The 15,590-nt window shown below is 38.8% G+C and carries 15 protein-coding genes; 8 read left to right on the top strand and 7 right to left on the bottom strand.

What is annotated here, in order from left to right; genetic code table 11:
* Both F3H01_RS02585 and F3H01_RS02580 read left to right on the top strand, forming a co-directional pair.
* Positions 1-1,126 (top strand): MBL fold metallo-hydrolase (locus F3H01_RS02585; RefSeq protein ID WP_223155333.1); only part of this gene is annotated, 1,126 nt, incomplete at its 5' end.
* Between the two features lie 44 nt (positions 1,127-1,170).
* Complete coding sequence (locus F3H01_RS02580) at positions 1,171-1,458, top strand: hypothetical protein (RefSeq protein ID WP_021091759.1); 288 nt, start codon at positions 1,171-1,173, stop codon at positions 1,456-1,458.
* Positions 1,459-2,163: 705 nt separating this feature from the next.
* Here the strand turns inward: F3H01_RS02580 and F3H01_RS02575 are convergent.
* From F3H01_RS02575 to mnmG, 4 genes are all read right to left on the bottom strand, one after another.
* Complete coding sequence (locus tag F3H01_RS02575; RefSeq protein ID WP_107709691.1) at positions 2,164-3,207, bottom strand: c-type cytochrome; 1,044 nt, start codon at positions 3,205-3,207, stop codon at positions 2,164-2,166.
* A 2-nt stretch (positions 3,208-3,209) separates the two neighbouring features.
* Complete coding sequence (locus F3H01_RS02570) at positions 3,210-4,454, bottom strand: cytochrome b (RefSeq protein ID WP_072594554.1); 1,245 nt, start codon at positions 4,452-4,454, stop codon at positions 3,210-3,212.
* A 10-nt stretch (positions 4,455-4,464) separates the two neighbouring features.
* Positions 4,465-4,968, bottom strand: a complete 504-nt coding sequence (gene petA / locus F3H01_RS02565; RefSeq protein WP_021091707.1) for a ubiquinol-cytochrome c reductase iron-sulfur subunit — start codon at positions 4,966-4,968, stop codon at positions 4,465-4,467.
* A 174-nt stretch (positions 4,969-5,142) separates the two neighbouring features.
* Positions 5,143-7,008 (bottom strand): tRNA uridine-5-carboxymethylaminomethyl(34) synthesis enzyme MnmG, encoded by a 1,866-nt coding sequence (gene mnmG / locus F3H01_RS02560; protein WP_149724733.1) that lies wholly within the window; start codon positions 7,006-7,008, stop codon positions 5,143-5,145.
* 168 nt (positions 7,009-7,176) lie between these two features.
* On the opposite strand from mnmG, the gene F3H01_RS02555 reads away from it, so the two are divergent.
* The 6 genes from F3H01_RS02555 (at position 7,177) to F3H01_RS02530 (ending at position 13,965) form a co-directional block, all read left to right on the top strand.
* The gene (locus F3H01_RS02555; protein WP_149724732.1) at positions 7,177-10,629 is read left to right on the top strand and encodes an acyl-[ACP]--phospholipid O-acyltransferase; all 3,453 of its coding nucleotides are present in this window, start codon (positions 7,177-7,179) and stop codon (positions 10,627-10,629) included.
* Between the two features lie 251 nt (positions 10,630-10,880).
* Complete coding sequence (locus tag F3H01_RS02550; protein WP_223155332.1) at positions 10,881-11,012, top strand: transporter substrate-binding domain-containing protein; 132 nt, start codon at positions 10,881-10,883, stop codon at positions 11,010-11,012.
* A 9-nt stretch (positions 11,013-11,021) separates the two neighbouring features.
* Positions 11,022-11,774, top strand: coding sequence for an amino acid ABC transporter substrate-binding protein (locus F3H01_RS02545; RefSeq protein ID WP_084041921.1), 753 nt, complete (start codon positions 11,022-11,024; stop codon positions 11,772-11,774).
* 9 nt (positions 11,775-11,783) lie between these two features.
* Positions 11,784-12,536: an amino acid ABC transporter substrate-binding protein gene (locus tag F3H01_RS02540; protein WP_149724731.1), complete on the top strand. Its 753-nt coding sequence runs from the start codon at positions 11,784-11,786 to the stop codon at positions 12,534-12,536.
* Between the two features lie 23 nt (positions 12,537-12,559).
* Entirely contained in the window at positions 12,560-13,228 is a 669-nt protein-coding gene (locus tag F3H01_RS02535; protein WP_149724730.1) for an amino acid ABC transporter permease, read from the top strand.
* A complete protein-coding gene (locus F3H01_RS02530) occupies positions 13,228-13,965 on the top strand; it encodes an amino acid ABC transporter ATP-binding protein (protein ID WP_149724729.1) in 738 nt (245 codons plus the stop codon). The genes F3H01_RS02535 and F3H01_RS02530 overlap by 1 nt, the downstream gene beginning before the upstream one ends.
* A 33-nt stretch (positions 13,966-13,998) precedes the next feature.
* On the opposite strand, the gene fldA is transcribed toward F3H01_RS02530, so the two are convergent.
* Genes fldA through F3H01_RS02515 form a run of 3 tightly spaced genes read right to left on the bottom strand, consistent with a single transcriptional unit; the run spans position 13,999 to position 15,530 of the window.
* Complete coding sequence (gene fldA / locus F3H01_RS02525; RefSeq protein WP_149724728.1) at positions 13,999-14,490, bottom strand: flavodoxin FldA; 492 nt, start codon at positions 14,488-14,490, stop codon at positions 13,999-14,001.
* Between the two features lie 11 nt (positions 14,491-14,501).
* Complete coding sequence (locus F3H01_RS02520) at positions 14,502-15,215, bottom strand: UDP-N-acetylmuramate--alanine ligase (protein WP_149724727.1); 714 nt, start codon at positions 15,213-15,215, stop codon at positions 14,502-14,504.
* 3 nt (positions 15,216-15,218) lie between these two features.
* Positions 15,219-15,530: a DUF2325 domain-containing protein gene (locus F3H01_RS02515; protein ID WP_002939277.1), complete on the bottom strand. Its 312-nt coding sequence runs from the start codon at positions 15,528-15,530 to the stop codon at positions 15,219-15,221.
* Positions 15,531-15,590 lie beyond the last annotated feature (60 nt).

Here is a 15,590-nt window from a genome sequence, read left to right as displayed (position 1 = left end):
TCTAAAATATAATCCGACCTTTAAATTTAAAAGGCTTTTTATGGGAATTTTTATAGCTATAGTTTTGTTTATTGTTGTAGTTTTTATTTTTATAAAATTTGCCCCAGTTTTTGGTGGCACACCAGATGCTAAGAGTCAAAAGCTGATAGAATCTTCGCCAAATTTTAACGGCAAAGTTTTTATAAATTTAGAGCCAACGATTGATATGGTAAAAAATAATCCGCAAGCATCTATGCTAAATTTCGTCCGCCAAGCACTTTTTCCACCAAAAGGTAAGCTACCAACTAAGCCTTTACCAAATTTAAAATTTGACGCAAATGCCTTGAAAAACGGCGAGTTTATCTGGCTAGGGCACGTTAGCCTCATCTGTAAGCTTGATGACAAAACCATCGTCACAGATCCAGTTTTGCACCGAGCATTTCCACTGCCAATTGGCGGTAAGCCCTTTGCCTACGAGCATACTATCACCGCTAGTGATTACCCAGATGTGATCGACATCGCCCTCATCTCGCACGATCACTACGATCATCTTGATTACAAAACAATACTTGAGCTAAAGGATAGAATTTGCAAATTTCTAGTGCCGCTTGGCGTAAAAGCTCACCTTGTAAAATGGGGCGTTGATAAAGACAAAATTTATGAGTTTGACTGGTTTGGTGATCAAAAAATAGGAAATTTAAACTTCACGTTTTGTCCTTCAAGGCACTTTAGTGGGCGCACATTTAAAAGAAATACGACGCTTTGGGGTGGCTGGGCGGTTGAAGAGGCTGGCTTTAGCTTTTATTTTAGCGGAGATGGCGGATACGGCAAGCATTTTAAGATGATAAATGAGAAATTTGACGCCTTTGATCTAGTTTTTATAGAAAATGGTGCTTACGGCGATGGCTGGCCTTACGTGCATATGAAGCCAGAGGAGTCAGCGCAAGCACTAAAAGATCTTGGTGCAAAGCTTGGCGTACCAGTTCACTGGGGCAAATTTGATCTTTCTTATCACTCTTGGGATGAGCCAATCAAGCGTTTTGAAAAGGCAGCGACAAAGCTTGAGCTAAACTACGCAACGCCGATGATCGGGGAAGTTTTCACCACCCAAAATCCGCCTAGAAAAAAGTGGTGGGAGGAAATTTAGGAATAAAATTTGCTCTAAATTTTAAAATCCAAAAGGAAATGCAGATGAAAATTTCTGAAAATTTAGCAAATCTAAAAAATGTCATCGATAAAGCTGCAAAAAACGATCTTGATATGAGCGCAACTGGAAGCTTTTTACAAAATTTAGAAAAAGCAAATAAAGAGACTGAAAAAATTTATAAACAGCTAGAAAAAGAGCTAAAAAGCGATGCGCAAATGTTTAAACAATTTGACTTCATGCAGATGATAACAAAGCTTCAATACGGCAACCTAAAGCCAAATGAACGTGAAAAACTGCTCAATAAAATGAGCAAGATCGCCAAGGAAATTTAGTTTTAAATAGGCTTGATGCGGAGCTAAATTTTACTATTTTTGTAAAATTTGGTGGGTTTTAGTGAGTGATTTGCTTAAAATAAATTTATTTAAATAGCGACCGTTAAAACTCAGATATATTTCTATTTTCTACCGAAATGCTTGTGTATTCATAGCTTACATGGTGGCATAGGCATACTACTGCTTTAGGTTTTAGGCAAATTTTTAAAATTTCATAAACGAGTAATTTCTGCTTTGATTTTAGTGGCAAGCCTTGCGGGACCTAAAATCAATAGTCAAATTCTTACGAGAGAATTAAATTTTAAAATTTATAAAGCGTATAGACTATATCCTATTCTTTCATTAAGGGAGAATGGAGCTTAAATTACGGTCTGCTTGCAGTTGCGAGCTAGCAAAGCAAAAGAACTCCCTTCTCCCTTAACAATCCCTCTTCCCTGACACGTTCAAAGGGCATGCTCTAGTGCTAGAGCACTGCATGCAGTTTTGTTAATTTCAATCAAACTTTAATGAGTAATTTCGGTTCTAAAATTTGAGCTAAGCGGTAAGTGAAGCCAGATTTTAGTAGTCGGCTCTTACGAGTGAATGAAAGTTTAAAATTTACAAGACTGCTTGATTAAATTTTGTAAAAGAATAAATTTAAAGAATACCTATTTATATATGTAAATTTACCAGAGAGGATTTAAGAGCCAAAGAGGCTCTTAAATTTTAGTGTAGTTCGCTCCAAACTTTGCGTTTCCAAAGCCAAGCAAAAATTCCTAATATAAAGAAGTAGATCATGACATAAAGCCCTGTGCTCTCGCGCTCAGCCTTCTTCTTGTCGCCTACTTTTTGGATATAAGCTACCACGTCGTCTTCAGCAGCTTTATTTAAGCCAACTCTTGGCATTGCAGTACCTGGTAGCATCTTTTGAGTATCGTTTATAAATTTATGTAAATACTCATCGCCTTTTGAACGGATCATCATCGATAGATCAGGTGGATTTGAGCCCATATAAGCAGCAAGGCTTACTTTATTGCTAAATGCATATTTTTTGTCATATTTTATATCATGACATCTTTGACATGCATCAGCAAAAACCTTTTCTTCAGTGATCTTATTGTTTGTCTTTTCATAATCAGCAGATACCTTTTTCAAATAAGCTACTATATCGGCAGTCTCAGCATTTATATCACCACCAGCGCCCATAAATGCGGTCATCGGAAATGGATGCTCGTCGTTAAATTTATGAGTTAGCTTTAAAGCCATAGTTGGATTTTTAATGAGTGCGGCTAAGAATTTATCGTCATAAATTTTACCAGCGGTACTAAGATCTGGTGGCACTACACCAAAGCTTTGACTAGCTGTCTCAGCATCCATACCAGCTGGCATACCTGCTGCCTCTATACCGTGGCATCCTGTACATCCAGCTGCTACAAAAGTATCAGCACCCTTTGTAGCGTCACCTTTTGTAAGATCAATAGAGTTAATGTCATTCCAAAATGCTGTATAGTCGTCAAGAATTTTTTGTGCTACTTCTACATCTTTTGTAGCCGCGTCTATACTTGCCTTATTTCCGCTAGCCTTAGCAGTCTCAAGTGCTGTCTTTTTTTGCTCTAAAAAGTGCTTTGCATAGTCAGTATCTTCTTTTGAGAAGTTATACTCAGCATTTGCAGTATGAGGATGAAGCTTTGTGTGAGCATAAGGCTCGATACCCCAATATAAAACACCTGAAAGAATAACAACAATGGCAAAAATTTTAAGCTCTTTCATAATTAGCCCCTCTTTCTTTCAAGTATTGTTATAACTGGCAATGCAATTATAAATAAGAACAAGAATAGCAATGATGAATAAAATCCTATCCAGTCATTATAACCACCTGTTGGGAGCTTGCCATATATAGATAAAACGATAAGATCGATAACTAAGACCCAAAACCATATAAAAAATAGTGGTCTTTTGTGAGCTGGAGCTACAAGGTCGCTTCTATCAAGAAGAGGTATAAGCATGAATGCAACACCTGCAAACGCAAACGCGATAAGACCAATGTTATAAGCAGAAATTCCAGCTATATCAAAGAAGAAGCCACGTAAAATTTCATATTGCCACAAGAAATACCACTCTGGGTATATATGTGGTGGGGTTTTTAGTGGATTTGCTGGCTCAAAGTTGATAGGATCCATTGCAAAATTGAAGTGATAGCAAACAAGATAGATGACAAATATCATAAAGAATGATACATACATAAAGTCTTTTGCTAAAAATCCTGGCCAAAATGGTATAACTTTAGATTTTGCTCTATCGCCGTGTAGATACTCTTGTGCCTCTACTTCAAAGTCTATATCTTCGCTTGTTAGGTTATTAACATGCGGAACTCTTAAAGAGTAGAAGTGAATAACCAAAACAGCTATCGTTACAAGTGGCAATAGACAAACATGAAGCATAAAAAATCTAGTAAGTGTTGAGTCCCCAACTGCATAATCACCTCTAATCCACTCAACTAAAGCATCACCAATAACTGGCACACCGCCAAAAAGCTGAGTGATAACAGTTGCCGCCCAGTAGCTCATCTGTCCCCATGGGAGCATATAACCACTAAATGCTTCCGCTGAAAAACAGATAAATAGCACCATACCACTTATCCAAATGACTTCTCTGCCTCTTTTGTATGAACCATAGTAAAGTCCAGTAAGCAAGTGAATATACATAATAAGAAATATCGTAGAAGCTGAAACTGCGTGAATATGACGCCAAAGCCAGCCATACTCGACCTCTTGCATAATAGTATAATTTACACTATCAAATGCTAAATTTACATCTGGTTTGTAATACATTAAAAGTAAAAAACCAGTAACAATTAAGAGCATAAAAAGCGTTGTTAAAATAACGCCCATTGCCCAAAGGAAATTTATATTTTTTGGAATCCAGTATTCGCTAACTAGAACCTTTATAAGTTTTGTAAAAGCTAGGCGTTGATCAAGCCAGTCAATAACGCCAGTTGATTTATGAGCTAAAGACATTGCTATCCTCCTAAGCTTTTGCTACTAATTTTTCGTATTCTGGGCTTGTTTCGCCTAGAACTAGCTTGGTTCCATCAATCTTAAATGGTGGTATATCAAGTGGTCTTGGAGGAGGTCCGTATGTTTGCATTCCGTCGGCATTAAATTCGCCGCCATGACAGGCACATACAAACATTTGTTTGCTTGCTTTATACTCAGGTATACAACCAAGATGCGTGCAAAGTCCGATAAGAACTACGTATCTAGCATCCCCCACGACAACATCTCTTTTGTCATTTTTAGCCATATCAGGACTTTTTTTAAGGATGAAAATAGGCTTTTTACGCCACTCAACCTGCCTCATTTCTCCATCTTTGATCGGACTTAGATCAACTGTTGTGAAACCAGCAGCTTTTACACTTGGAAGCGGATCCCAAGTCTTTTTAACAGCCACTAGTGACATAGCGCCGCCGACAGCTGCCACAGCACCAAACGCAAGGCCGATAAAGCTACGTCTTTCTTGCTTTACTGACATTAAATTCCTTTCTATAAATAAATTCTTAACGATTATACTCTCAAAAAATTAAAAAAGTATAATTTCTAAATATAATCTGCAAAAATAATGTTAATTTTAGCTTAAACGTAAATCTTGATTTTAAGATGAAAATTTTAAGCTTTATGGCTTTTTGAACTAAATCTAAAATCAAAATCAGCCAAGCCTTTTCTCATTCATCTTTATATAAATATGTAAGATATCAATCGCAGCTGGCGTGATACCTGAGATTTCACTCGCAGCAAAAAGCGTAGGCGGTGCAAATTTCTCAAGCTTTTCGACCACTTCATTACTAAGACCACTCACACCTCTAAAGTCAAAATTTTCAGGAATTTTCACATCCATCATATCTTTCATTTTTTCTATTTGATTTTTTTGCTCATTTATGTAGTGCTGATACTTGCACTCGGTTAAAATTTGATCCACACTCGCATCATCTAAATTTGCAAATTTCTGATCAAGCTTTCTTAGTTTTTCAGCCGTAAAGCTCTTGCGTGCGACAATCTTTTGAAGGCTCACATTTTGGCTTATTGGCTCTTCATCAAGGCTGGCTAAAAGCTCTAAATTTTGCTTGCTCGGCGTAATTTGAGTATTGTTAAGGTAAGCAAGCCCATCTTTTAAATTTTGCCTGATAGCTTCAATTTCATTAAAAGTCTCATCATCAAGCAGTCCAAGCTCATGTCCATATCCGCCAAGCCTTAAAATGGCATTTTCCTCACGCAAAAGCAAGCGGTACTCTGCCCTACTCGTAAACATCCTATATGGCTCTTTTGTCCCTTTTGTGACAAGATCATCGATCAAAACGCCAATATACGCCTCATCGCGGCGCAAGATAAGCGGCTCTTTATTATCAAGTGAAAGCGCTGCATTTATACCAGCCATTAGTCCCTGAGCACCGGCCTCCTCATATCCAGTCGTGCCATTTATCTGCCCAGCTAGATAAAGACCTTTTACCTTTTTTGTCTCCAAACTATGTCTTAGCTGTGTTGGCTCGACGTAATCGTACTCGATGGCGTATCCGTGTCTTACGATTTTTGCGTTTTCAAAGCCCTTTACAGAGCGAAGCATCTGCACTTGCACCTCATAAGGCAAGCTAGTCGAAAAGCCGTTTATATAGTACTCTGTCGCTTCAAGCGTCTGAGGCTCGATGAAAAGATGGTGTCTGTCGCGGTCGCCAAAGCGGTTTATCTTATCCTCTATACTAGGGCAATATCTTGGTCCGATGCCCTCGATCTGACCTGTAAAAAGTGGTGCTTTGTCAAAATTTGAGCGAATTATCTCATGCGTGGTTTCGTTTGTATAGGCGATGTAGCATGGCAGCTGCATTGGTGAGAAATTTTTAGTTCTAAAGCTAAATGCAACTGGCTTTGCGTCGCCATCTTGCTTCTCTAAAATTTCAAAATTTATCGTTTTTGCATCGATCCTTGGACATGTTCCAGTCTTTAGCCTACCTAAATTTAACCCAAGCTCTCTTAGACTGCCGCTTAGATCCTTTGCACTTAGTTCGCCCACGCGGCCAGCTTCAAGTTTGTTAAATCCAACATGAATTAGCCCGTTTAAAAATGTACCAGTTGTAATTATCACCTTTTTTGCGTTATAGACGTTATTTAGGTGGGTTTTAACGCCCGTTACTTCGCCATTTTCGCTTAAAATTTCAGTGGCGATCTCTTGAGAAATTTCTAAATTTGGTGTGTTTAAAAGCAAATTTCTCATATAAACGCGGTATCTATCCATATCGATCTGAGCGCGGCTACCACGTACTGCTGGGCCTTTGCTCTCATTTAGCACGCGAAACTGGATGCCAACAGCATCAGTCGTAAGCCCCATTTGACCGCCAAGCGCGTCGATCTCTTTTACAAGATGTCCCTTCGCAAGGCCCCCAATGGCTGGATTACAGCTTGCGGCGCCTATTTGTTCAGCTAAGATCGTGATAAGTAAAGTTTGCTTGCCCATTCTGGCTGCTGCAAGACTTGCCTCAATACCTGCATGTCCGCCGCCAACGACGATTATTTCATAGTTCATGATAAATTTTTCCTATTTTTTGATTGCGTGATTTTATCCAAAAGCATATAAAATTTAAATTTTTTAAAAATTTTTATTACTAAATTTAATGTAGAGTTTTTTATTAATAATATTTTAAATATTTTGCTGTTAGATTTACAAAATTTTTAAAATCACAAAGGTCTTTCTATGATGAGTTTATTAAAAGTTGCTGGCTTTTTGCCCTACCTTGCAATCGCATTTTTAAATGCAAGCGTCGATCTAGCACACAAAATAACCATACAAAATGTTCTTTTAAAAACATACGATGGCGATATACTTTTTATTCTAACAGCCGTTATAAACGCAATGATCTTGCTACCATTTATTTTTTTATTTTCGCCCTCAAGCTTTATAAATGATAAATTCGCAAAAATAAAGGTCATAAGAATTTGTGCCATTTTTGGCGTTGTTATCAGTGTCGCGGTGCTTTTTAGCTATCTTGCAGGCGCTTTTGGCGTAGCTTTTGCTTTAACACTCATACTAGCCGCTCAAAGTGCGATCTACTCGCCTGCAAAATATGGCATCATCAAAGCCCTAGTCGGCCCTGAGCGCCTTGGCACAGCAAATGGCATCATCCAAGCGCTCACCATCGTTGCGATACTTTTTAGCTCATTTTTGTTTTCATTTATATTTGAAAATTTATACATCCAAGGCGAAAATTCAGAAGAGATCTTAAAAAGCGTCTATCCTATTGGCATCTTTTTAGTCGTATTTAGCGCACTTGAAGCATATTTCGCCTATAAGTTACCTTGCATCGATGAAAAGGACGAAACAAACGAAAATTTTGATATTAAAAAATATATTCGCCTTAGCTATTTAAGAGAAAATTTAAAAGAAGTAAGGTCAGATAAAAATATCTGGCTAAGCATCGCTGGACTTAGTATATTTTGGGGAATTTCTCAGATCATCATCGCAGCTTTCCCAGCTCATTACAAAGCCGTTTTTAACGACGACAGCTCGCTAGCGGTACAGGCGATACTTGCGGCAAGCGCCATAGGCATCGCATTTGGCTCATACGTGGCTGGCTCTATGTCAAAGCTTCACATCGAGCTTGGTATCGTGCCGATGGGCGCTATGGGCATATTTTTCTCACTTTTATTTTTCGCATTTGGCTCAAGCATCGGCGTAGTGAGCCTTAGCTCATTTGCATTTGGCTTTTTTGGTGGAATTTTTATAGTGCCGCTAAATGCGATGATCCAATACTTTGCCCCGCAAAAGACTACCGGCAAGATAATGGCGGCAAACAACTTCTTACAAAACGTCTCAATGTTGCTATTTCTAGCTATTGGCATAGGTTTAGTATATTTTAAAATTTCAACCACCGGACTTTTTGTCTTTACAGCGCTTGTTTGCTTAATTGGCAGCTTCTACGCCATTTTGCAGCTTCCACACCTTTTTACAAGGCTACTTTTGTTGCCATTTTTAAAAACAAAGTACCGCTTTTTTGTTGAAGGACTTCAAAATTTACCGCAAAGTGGCGGCGCACTACTTCTTGGCAATCACATCAGCTGGATCGACTGGCTCGTGCTGCAAGCTGCAAGCCCAAGGGGCATAAGATTTGTCATGTATAGAACGATCTATAACAAATGGTATCTAAAGCAAATTTTTAAATTTTTTAAAGTGATCCCAATAGGCGCAGGGGCTAGCAAAGAGTCGATCGAGCTAGTTAGAGAATGCCTAAAAAATGGCGAAGTGGTCGTACTTTTTCCGGAAGGCCACATCAGCTACAACGGCCAGATAAATGAATTTCAAAAGGGCTTTGAGCTTATCATTAAAGATCTAGAAGAAATTTGCATCGTGCCATTTTACCTTCGTGGCCTTTGGGGCTCAAGCTTTTCAAGAGCTAGTAAATTTTATAAAGACCTCACTTCTAAAAACGGCAGACGCGACATCATCGTCGCCTTTGGCAAGCCAATAACCACATTTATAAACGCTGCAAAGATGAAACAAAAGGTGCTTGAGCTTAGCTTTTCATCGTGGGAGAGCTTTATCTCAAGGCAAAAACCACTAACCGAGGAATGGCTAAACAACGCAAAAGAGGATAAATTTAAAGAGTGCGTGAGCGACAGCACTGGGCTAAATTTAAGCAACTTGAAATTTATAACAGCCGTTTTAGTCTTTATCAAAATTTTCAAACGAGAGCTAAAAGATGAGAAAAATATAGGCATCTTGCTGCCTAGCTCAAGCATCGCAGCTATCGTAAATATGGCACTTCTTGCCATGGGCAAAGTGAGCGTAAATTTAAACTATACGCTTAATGTTACCTCGCTAAATCACGCCTTAAGAAAGGCAGATATAAACACAGTCATCACCTCTAGCAAATTTCTTGAAAAGCTCGCACTTAAGGGCTTTGATCTAAAAGATGCGATGAGCGGCAAGGCTAAATTTGCAGAAGATCTCTCAGCTAGTGTCTCAAAAAAAGAGAAATTTTTAACGCTTTTAACTGCATTTTTTGCTCCAACTTGGCTCATTAAGCTTTGCTATTTTAAGCGTGTAAGCTTAGAAGATACGGCTACCATTTTATTTAGCAGTGGTAGCGAAGGCGAGCCAAAAGGCATCGAGCTAAGTCACAAAAATTTACTTGCAAACATTAAGCAAATAAGCGAACTTCTAAATTTCAAAAAAGATGACGTGATCTTAAACTCACTCCCAGTATTTCACTCATTTGGCCTAACAGTAACCACGCTCATGCCGCTTTGCGAGGGCATAAAAATGGTAAGTGTGCCTGACCCAACAGACGGAGCGACTATCGGCAAAATGGCTGCAAGACACAGCGCCAGCATCATCTTTGGTACCTCGACCTTCTTTAGGCTCTACACCAGAAACAAAAAGCTTCATCCACTGATGTTTCAAAGTGCCAGAATGGTCGTAGCTGGGGCTGAAAAGCTAAAACCTGAGATAAAAGACGAGTTTAGGCTCAAATTTGGCATAGAAATTTATGAAGGCTATGGCGCGACCGAAACGGCGCCAGTAGCTGCTGTAAATATGCCAAATATCCTAGAAAAAGAGAGTCTAAAAGAGCTTACATTTAATAGACCTGGCAGTGTTGGCATGCCTCTACCTGGCACTATCATCAAGATAATTGACCCAGAGACGCTTGAAGAGCTAGAAACTGGCACAGACGGCCTCATCGTTATCGGCGGATCGCAGGTGATGAAGGGCTATCTAAACGACGAAGCCAAAACAAGCGAGGTCATCACGCACATTGATGGCGTAAGATACTATAAAACTGGTGATAAAGGCCACATAGATGAAAACGGCTTTGTATTTATCGTAGATAGGTATTCGAGATTTGCCAAAATAGGCGGCGAGATGATAAGCCTTGGAAGCGTCGAAGAAGAGCTTACAAAGGTGCTTGGAAGCGACATTGTCTTCAGCAGTGCAAACGTGCCAGATAGCAAAAAAGGCGAAGCGATCGCGCTTTTAGTAAAAAGTGGCACAGAGCCTGAGAATATCGAGCAAATTTTAAAAGAGAGCAACCTAGCTCCGATCATGATGCCAAGCTATATCTTCATCGTTGATGATATCCCAACGCTTGCAAGCGGCAAGGTTGATTTTAAGGGCGTAAAAGCTCTAGCAGTCTCACTTCTAGCGGAGTGAGGCACCGCCCTCTTTCTTTGTGACAAAATACTACCCAGGTTGCAGTTGCGACTGATATTTGCATAAATCTTAAAAATTTTTCTTTTTTTTTGCAAATTCCATTATTGATTTTATTTTTAGAAAGAGTTTTGTATAAAAATTTCTATTGCTTTTTAAATTTGGTGCAATTCGTGCGATTATTTGCTAAATTCTGTCTTTACAAAATTTTACTGGCAGATCATAAAAGATGATGCCATACAAATAGTGAACAAATGGGCTATAACGTAGAAAAAGGTAACAAAGAGCTGCTAATTAAGATAAATTTTACCCTAAATGAGCTTAGCAAAGAAGGAGCTTTAAGCGAAATTTCGCTTAAATACTTCGGCAAAGACATTTCTAAATAAGGAGAATTAATGAATTTTAAGCCCATTTTTGGCTTGATCGCAGGTGCTTTTTTAGCTTTAAATTTAAATGCTTCAACTATCAAAAAAGGCGAACTTATCGTCGCAACTGAAGGTACTTACTCACCTTACTCATTTTATGATGAAAAGGGCGAGCTAGTAGGATATGACGTAGATATTGCAAGAGCAGTAGCGCAAAAGCTAAATTTAAAAGTTGAGTTTTTAACAGCTCCTTGGGATGCGATGCTAGCTGCATTTGACGCTGGTAAAGCTGATGTTGTGTTTAATCAAGTAAGTATAAACGAAGATAGAAAGAAAAAGTATGGTATGAGCGTGCCTTACACTATGCCATATCCGGTAATTGTCGTGCATAAAGACAATAACGACATCAAAAGTTTTGCTGATTTAAAAGGCAAAAAGAGTGTGCACTCTGCGACTAGCAACTGGGCAGCGATAGCCGAGAAAAATGGCGCAACAGTAGTCGTAGCTGATGGCTTTAGCAAAGGCGTGGAGCTTATCATCTCAAAAAGAGCTGACGATACGATAAACGATAACGTTACATTTTTTGACTACATCAAACAACGCCCAAATGCACCACTAAAAATCGCATACACAAGCAACGAGCCGATGCCAACAGCTGCAATCGTTAAAAAAGGCAACACTGAGCTACTAGAAGCGATAAACAAAGCGCTTGATGAACTAAAAGCCGAGGGCAAGATAAGCGAAATTTCGATGAAATATTTTGGAAAAGATATTTCAAAATAAAGGATCAAAATGAAATTTACAAATTTATTAAAAGTAGTAGCAGTGCTTGCGATGGCTTTAAATTTACAAGCAAAAACTATAAAAGATGGCGTGCTAACAGTAGCAACTGAAGGCACTTACGCGCCTTTTACATTTTATAATGACAAAAATGAGTTAGTGGGATACGATGTAGATATCGCAAGAGCAGTAGCGCAAAAGCTAAATTTAAAAATTGAGTTTCTAACAGCTCCTTGGGATGCGATGCTTGCGGCATTTGATGCTGGTAAGGCCGATGTTGTATTTAATCAAGTAAGTATAACTGATGAGAGAAAGAAAAAATATGCTTTTTCAGTACCTTACACTGTGACATTTGGTGCCATCATCACTAGAAAAGATAATAACGACATAAAAAGCTTTGCTGATCTAAAAGGCAAAAAAGATGCCGACTCAGCGACTAGCAACTGGGCGAAAGTCGCCGTAAAATACGGTGCTGAGCTAGTTGTGACTGATAGCTATGCTAAAAGTATGGAGCTTCTTATATCAAGACGTGTAGATGCTGTCGTAAGAGATAACATCGTATTTTACGACTTCATAAAAGAGCGCCCAAATGCACCTGTAAAGATAGCTGCCTCACTTGATGAAAAAGACTACACAGCAGCAGCTGTTAAAAAGGACAACGCCGAGCTTGCAGAGCAAATTTCAAATGCTCTAAACGAACTTTCAAAAGAGGGCAAACTAGAAGCCATCTCAAAAAGCTACTTTGGCAAAGACGTCTCAAAATAAATTTATAAACTAACAAGGCAAAAATGGAAAATTTAGATAGAGTGATCGAGCTTGTTTCAAGCTCGACGCTACCGATGATCATCGCACTTTTAAAGGTGACGATCCCACTTACTTTGCTCTCGTTTTCGCTAGGGCTTGTCATCGCTATTATCACAGCAGTAGCGAGGCTTTCAAATATAAAAATTTTAAAATTTATATTTGCTGCCTACGTTTGGATATTTCGCGGCACGCCACTTCTTGTGCAGCTTTTTATAGTATTTTATGGGCTTCCTAGCATCGGCGTCACGCTTGATACTTGGAGCGCGGCGACTATCGCATTTAGTCTAAATGTGGGTGCTTATGCGTCTGAGTCCGTAAGGGCTGCCATTCTTTCTGTGCCAAAAGGTCAGTGGGAGGCTGCCACATCGCTTGGCATGACGCACTATCAAATTTTAAAGCGTATCATCGCACCTCAAGCAGTGAGGATCTCGCTCCCACCGCTTTCAAACACATTTATAGGCCTTGTTAAGGACACTTCACTAGCAGCTTCTATAACGATGGTAGATATGTTTATGGTCGCTCAAAGGATCGCAGCAAGGACCTTTGAGCCACTCATCCTCTACATCCTAGCAGCGCTCATCTACCTGGTGGTTTGCACACTCTTAACCTATCTTCAATCAAGGCTTGAAAAAGCTGTCTCAAGGTATGTCTAATGGCTATAAATTTTAAAAATATAAGCAAATCTTACGGCGATCATTTGGTGCTAGATAATATAAACACAAGCTTCAAAGAAGGACAAACGACCGTGATAGTTGGCTCATCTGGTTGTGGCAAATCAACGCTTCTTAGATGCATAAATTTACTTGAGATCCCACAAAGTGGCATTTTAGAGGTAGATGATAGAGCTGTAAATTTTAAAGAGAAGCTTAGCTCAAAAGAGCTTTTAGAAATTCGCAAAAAAACAGGTATGGTCTTTCAAAGCTTTAACCTCTTTCCACACCTAACAGCGCTTCAAAATGTCACAGAAGCTCCGATCTACGTTCAAAAAAAGGATAAAAACGAAGCGGTAAAAGAGGCAAAAGAGCTTTTAGCTAAAGTGGGGCTTAGCCACAAAGAAGATACCTATCCAAACAGGCTCTCAGGCGGACAAGCACAGCGCGTGGCCATCGCTAGAGCCCTAGCTGTAAATCCATACTTTTTACTACTTGACGAGCCTACAAGCGCGCTTGATCCAGAGCTTGAGGCTGAAGTTTTAAAGGTTATTTTATCTCTTGCAAAAGAGAAAAAGTCTATGATCATCGTTACTCATAATATGAATTTTGCTAGAAAGATAGCTGATAGAATTTTATTTTTAGACAAAGGCATGATCGCGTTTGATGGCTTGGTAGATGAATTTTTCAATAGCCAAAATGAAAGAATAAAAAGCTTCATCTCGGCTATGGATATATGAAAATTTTAGCTAGAAAATCTAGCTAAAATTACATTAAGCAAAGTGAGGTTTTATCTGCTCGATCCAAGCTGAAATTCTACCCTCAGTTTTATCACTTTGGTTATCAGCATCAAGTGCTAGACCTACAAATTTTCCATTTCTTACAGCATCAGAGCCATCAAATGTATATCCATCAGTGCTAACCTCACCAACTACCTTTGCGCCAGCTTTTACGACCTCATCATAAAGCTTTGCCATGCCGTTACAGTACTCATCAGAGTAGCTCTCGCTATCACCCATGCCAAAAACAGCGACTGTTTTTCCGCTTAGATTTAATGCTTTAAAGTCAAACGCATCCCAGTCATCTTGAAGATCACCACTACCCCAGGTCGATGTGCCAAGGATAAGCTTATCAAAGCTATTTAGTTTTGCTACGTCTACATCAGCAACGTTTAAAAGCTCATTTTCAAGGCCTAGACCCTCACTTATAAGTTTTGCTGCATCTTCGGTATTTCCCATGCTGCTTCCATAAACTATACCTATCATTTTTATCCTTTTTAAAAAATTTTACTAATAATCGTATAAGGCACAAGCTTGATCAAACCTCTCGTACAACAGTGCCTAACCTCAACGTGTCGCCTAAATTCCTCATTTCTAGGAAAAACGATATAAACCATCTCGCACTCGTGACCAAGCACACCGACAGCTCTATCTATATCGTCGTTTAAATTTCTCATATCATCAAAGCTCACTTTTTTAAAGCTTGGCATGACGCTGAGCAAATTTTTACCATCTTTTTTGACCGAAATGACACCACCATTTAGCACGACCTCTTTATCTTGATGGCGGAGGCGTATTTTATCATAAACAAATTGACAAAACATCTGTGCCGCATCGATACAAAGCTCAAATTCTCCACTTGCATAAAGCATTTTTATCATCTTTGCAGCCGCCATTTTTGGCTCTTTTGCTATAAATTTGATCTTTGAAAAGTCGCCTTTTAAATAAGCATTTATGATGATATTTGATGAAAAACAAAAGCGATCTGCTGGCTTAAAATTTAGACATTTTTCACGAAGTAAGAAATTTATCCTAGCCTGAAAAATTTCTTTGAAATTTAGAAATTTAGCGTAAGAAAGCGGTATTTTTAGCTCACTTTCTACGCCAGAATTATAAAGTGCAATAAAAATTTTTGCACGTGAAAGCCTATCAAGCTTTGCAAAAATATTTGGAGTTATTTCGCCAATATCTGATAAAAGCCCGAATCTCATTGATTATTCTTTGCATCCAAATTCCTTATCTAGCCCAAAGACCTTGCAGTACTCGCAAAATACGCAACTAACGCTTCTTTTTGCACAAACAATTGGAATATTTCTCTTTTTTGCTTGAGTTTTAATCGTCTTCATCGTATTATGGTTTAAAAAGCTAGTTAGCATCACCACACACTCGGTATCTTGAGGGATTGGCTTGCGATTTACGCGGTTTTCATTTCTAGCATCCCAGTGTTCTATCTTCTCAGCTCCCAAATCATGTAAAACTGCCTTGATAGGCGTTATCTCATCTGCACCGATAACTAAAACTGACATAATAAGCTCCTAAAATTTATTCATTTTCTGATAATGATTATAAGGAAGCTTAACTAAAAT

The sequence above is a fragment of the Campylobacter concisus genome (assembly GCF_902460875.1).
Taxonomy (GTDB): domain Bacteria; phylum Campylobacterota; class Campylobacteria; order Campylobacterales; family Campylobacteraceae; genus Campylobacter_A; species Campylobacter_A concisus_AA.
The sequence above is the reverse complement of the archived record's forward strand: the minus strand, read 5'-3'. Positions and strand labels throughout refer to the sequence as shown.

Coding starts and splice junctions, on each gene's coding strand:
- F3H01_RS02580 (WP_021091759.1), top strand. CDS start 1,171: ATGAAAATTTCTGAAAATTTAGCAAATCTAAAAAATGTCATCGATAAA.
- F3H01_RS02575 (WP_107709691.1), bottom strand. CDS start 3,207: ATGAAAGAGCTTAAAATTTTTGCCATTGTTGTTATTCTTTCAGGTGTT.
- F3H01_RS02570 (WP_072594554.1), bottom strand. CDS start 4,454: ATGTCTTTAGCTCATAAATCAACTGGCGTTATTGACTGGCTTGATCAA.
- petA (WP_021091707.1), bottom strand. CDS start 4,968: ATGTCAGTAAAGCAAGAAAGACGTAGCTTTATCGGCCTTGCGTTTGGT.
- mnmG (WP_149724733.1), bottom strand. CDS start 7,008: ATGAACTATGAAATAATCGTCGTTGGCGGCGGACATGCAGGTATTGAG.
- F3H01_RS02555 (WP_149724732.1), top strand. CDS start 7,177: ATGATGAGTTTATTAAAAGTTGCTGGCTTTTTGCCCTACCTTGCAATC.
- F3H01_RS02550 (WP_223155332.1), top strand. CDS start 10,881: ATGGGCTATAACGTAGAAAAAGGTAACAAAGAGCTGCTAATTAAGATA.
- F3H01_RS02545 (WP_084041921.1), top strand. CDS start 11,022: ATGAATTTTAAGCCCATTTTTGGCTTGATCGCAGGTGCTTTTTTAGCT.
- F3H01_RS02540 (WP_149724731.1), top strand. CDS start 11,784: ATGAAATTTACAAATTTATTAAAAGTAGTAGCAGTGCTTGCGATGGCT.
- F3H01_RS02535 (WP_149724730.1), top strand. CDS start 12,560: ATGGAAAATTTAGATAGAGTGATCGAGCTTGTTTCAAGCTCGACGCTA.
- F3H01_RS02530 (WP_149724729.1), top strand. CDS start 13,228: ATGGCTATAAATTTTAAAAATATAAGCAAATCTTACGGCGATCATTTG.
- fldA (WP_149724728.1), bottom strand. CDS start 14,490: ATGATAGGTATAGTTTATGGAAGCAGCATGGGAAATACCGAAGATGCA.
- F3H01_RS02520 (WP_149724727.1), bottom strand. CDS start 15,215: ATGAGATTCGGGCTTTTATCAGATATTGGCGAAATAACTCCAAATATT.
- F3H01_RS02515 (WP_002939277.1), bottom strand. CDS start 15,530: ATGTCAGTTTTAGTTATCGGTGCAGATGAGATAACGCCTATCAAGGCA.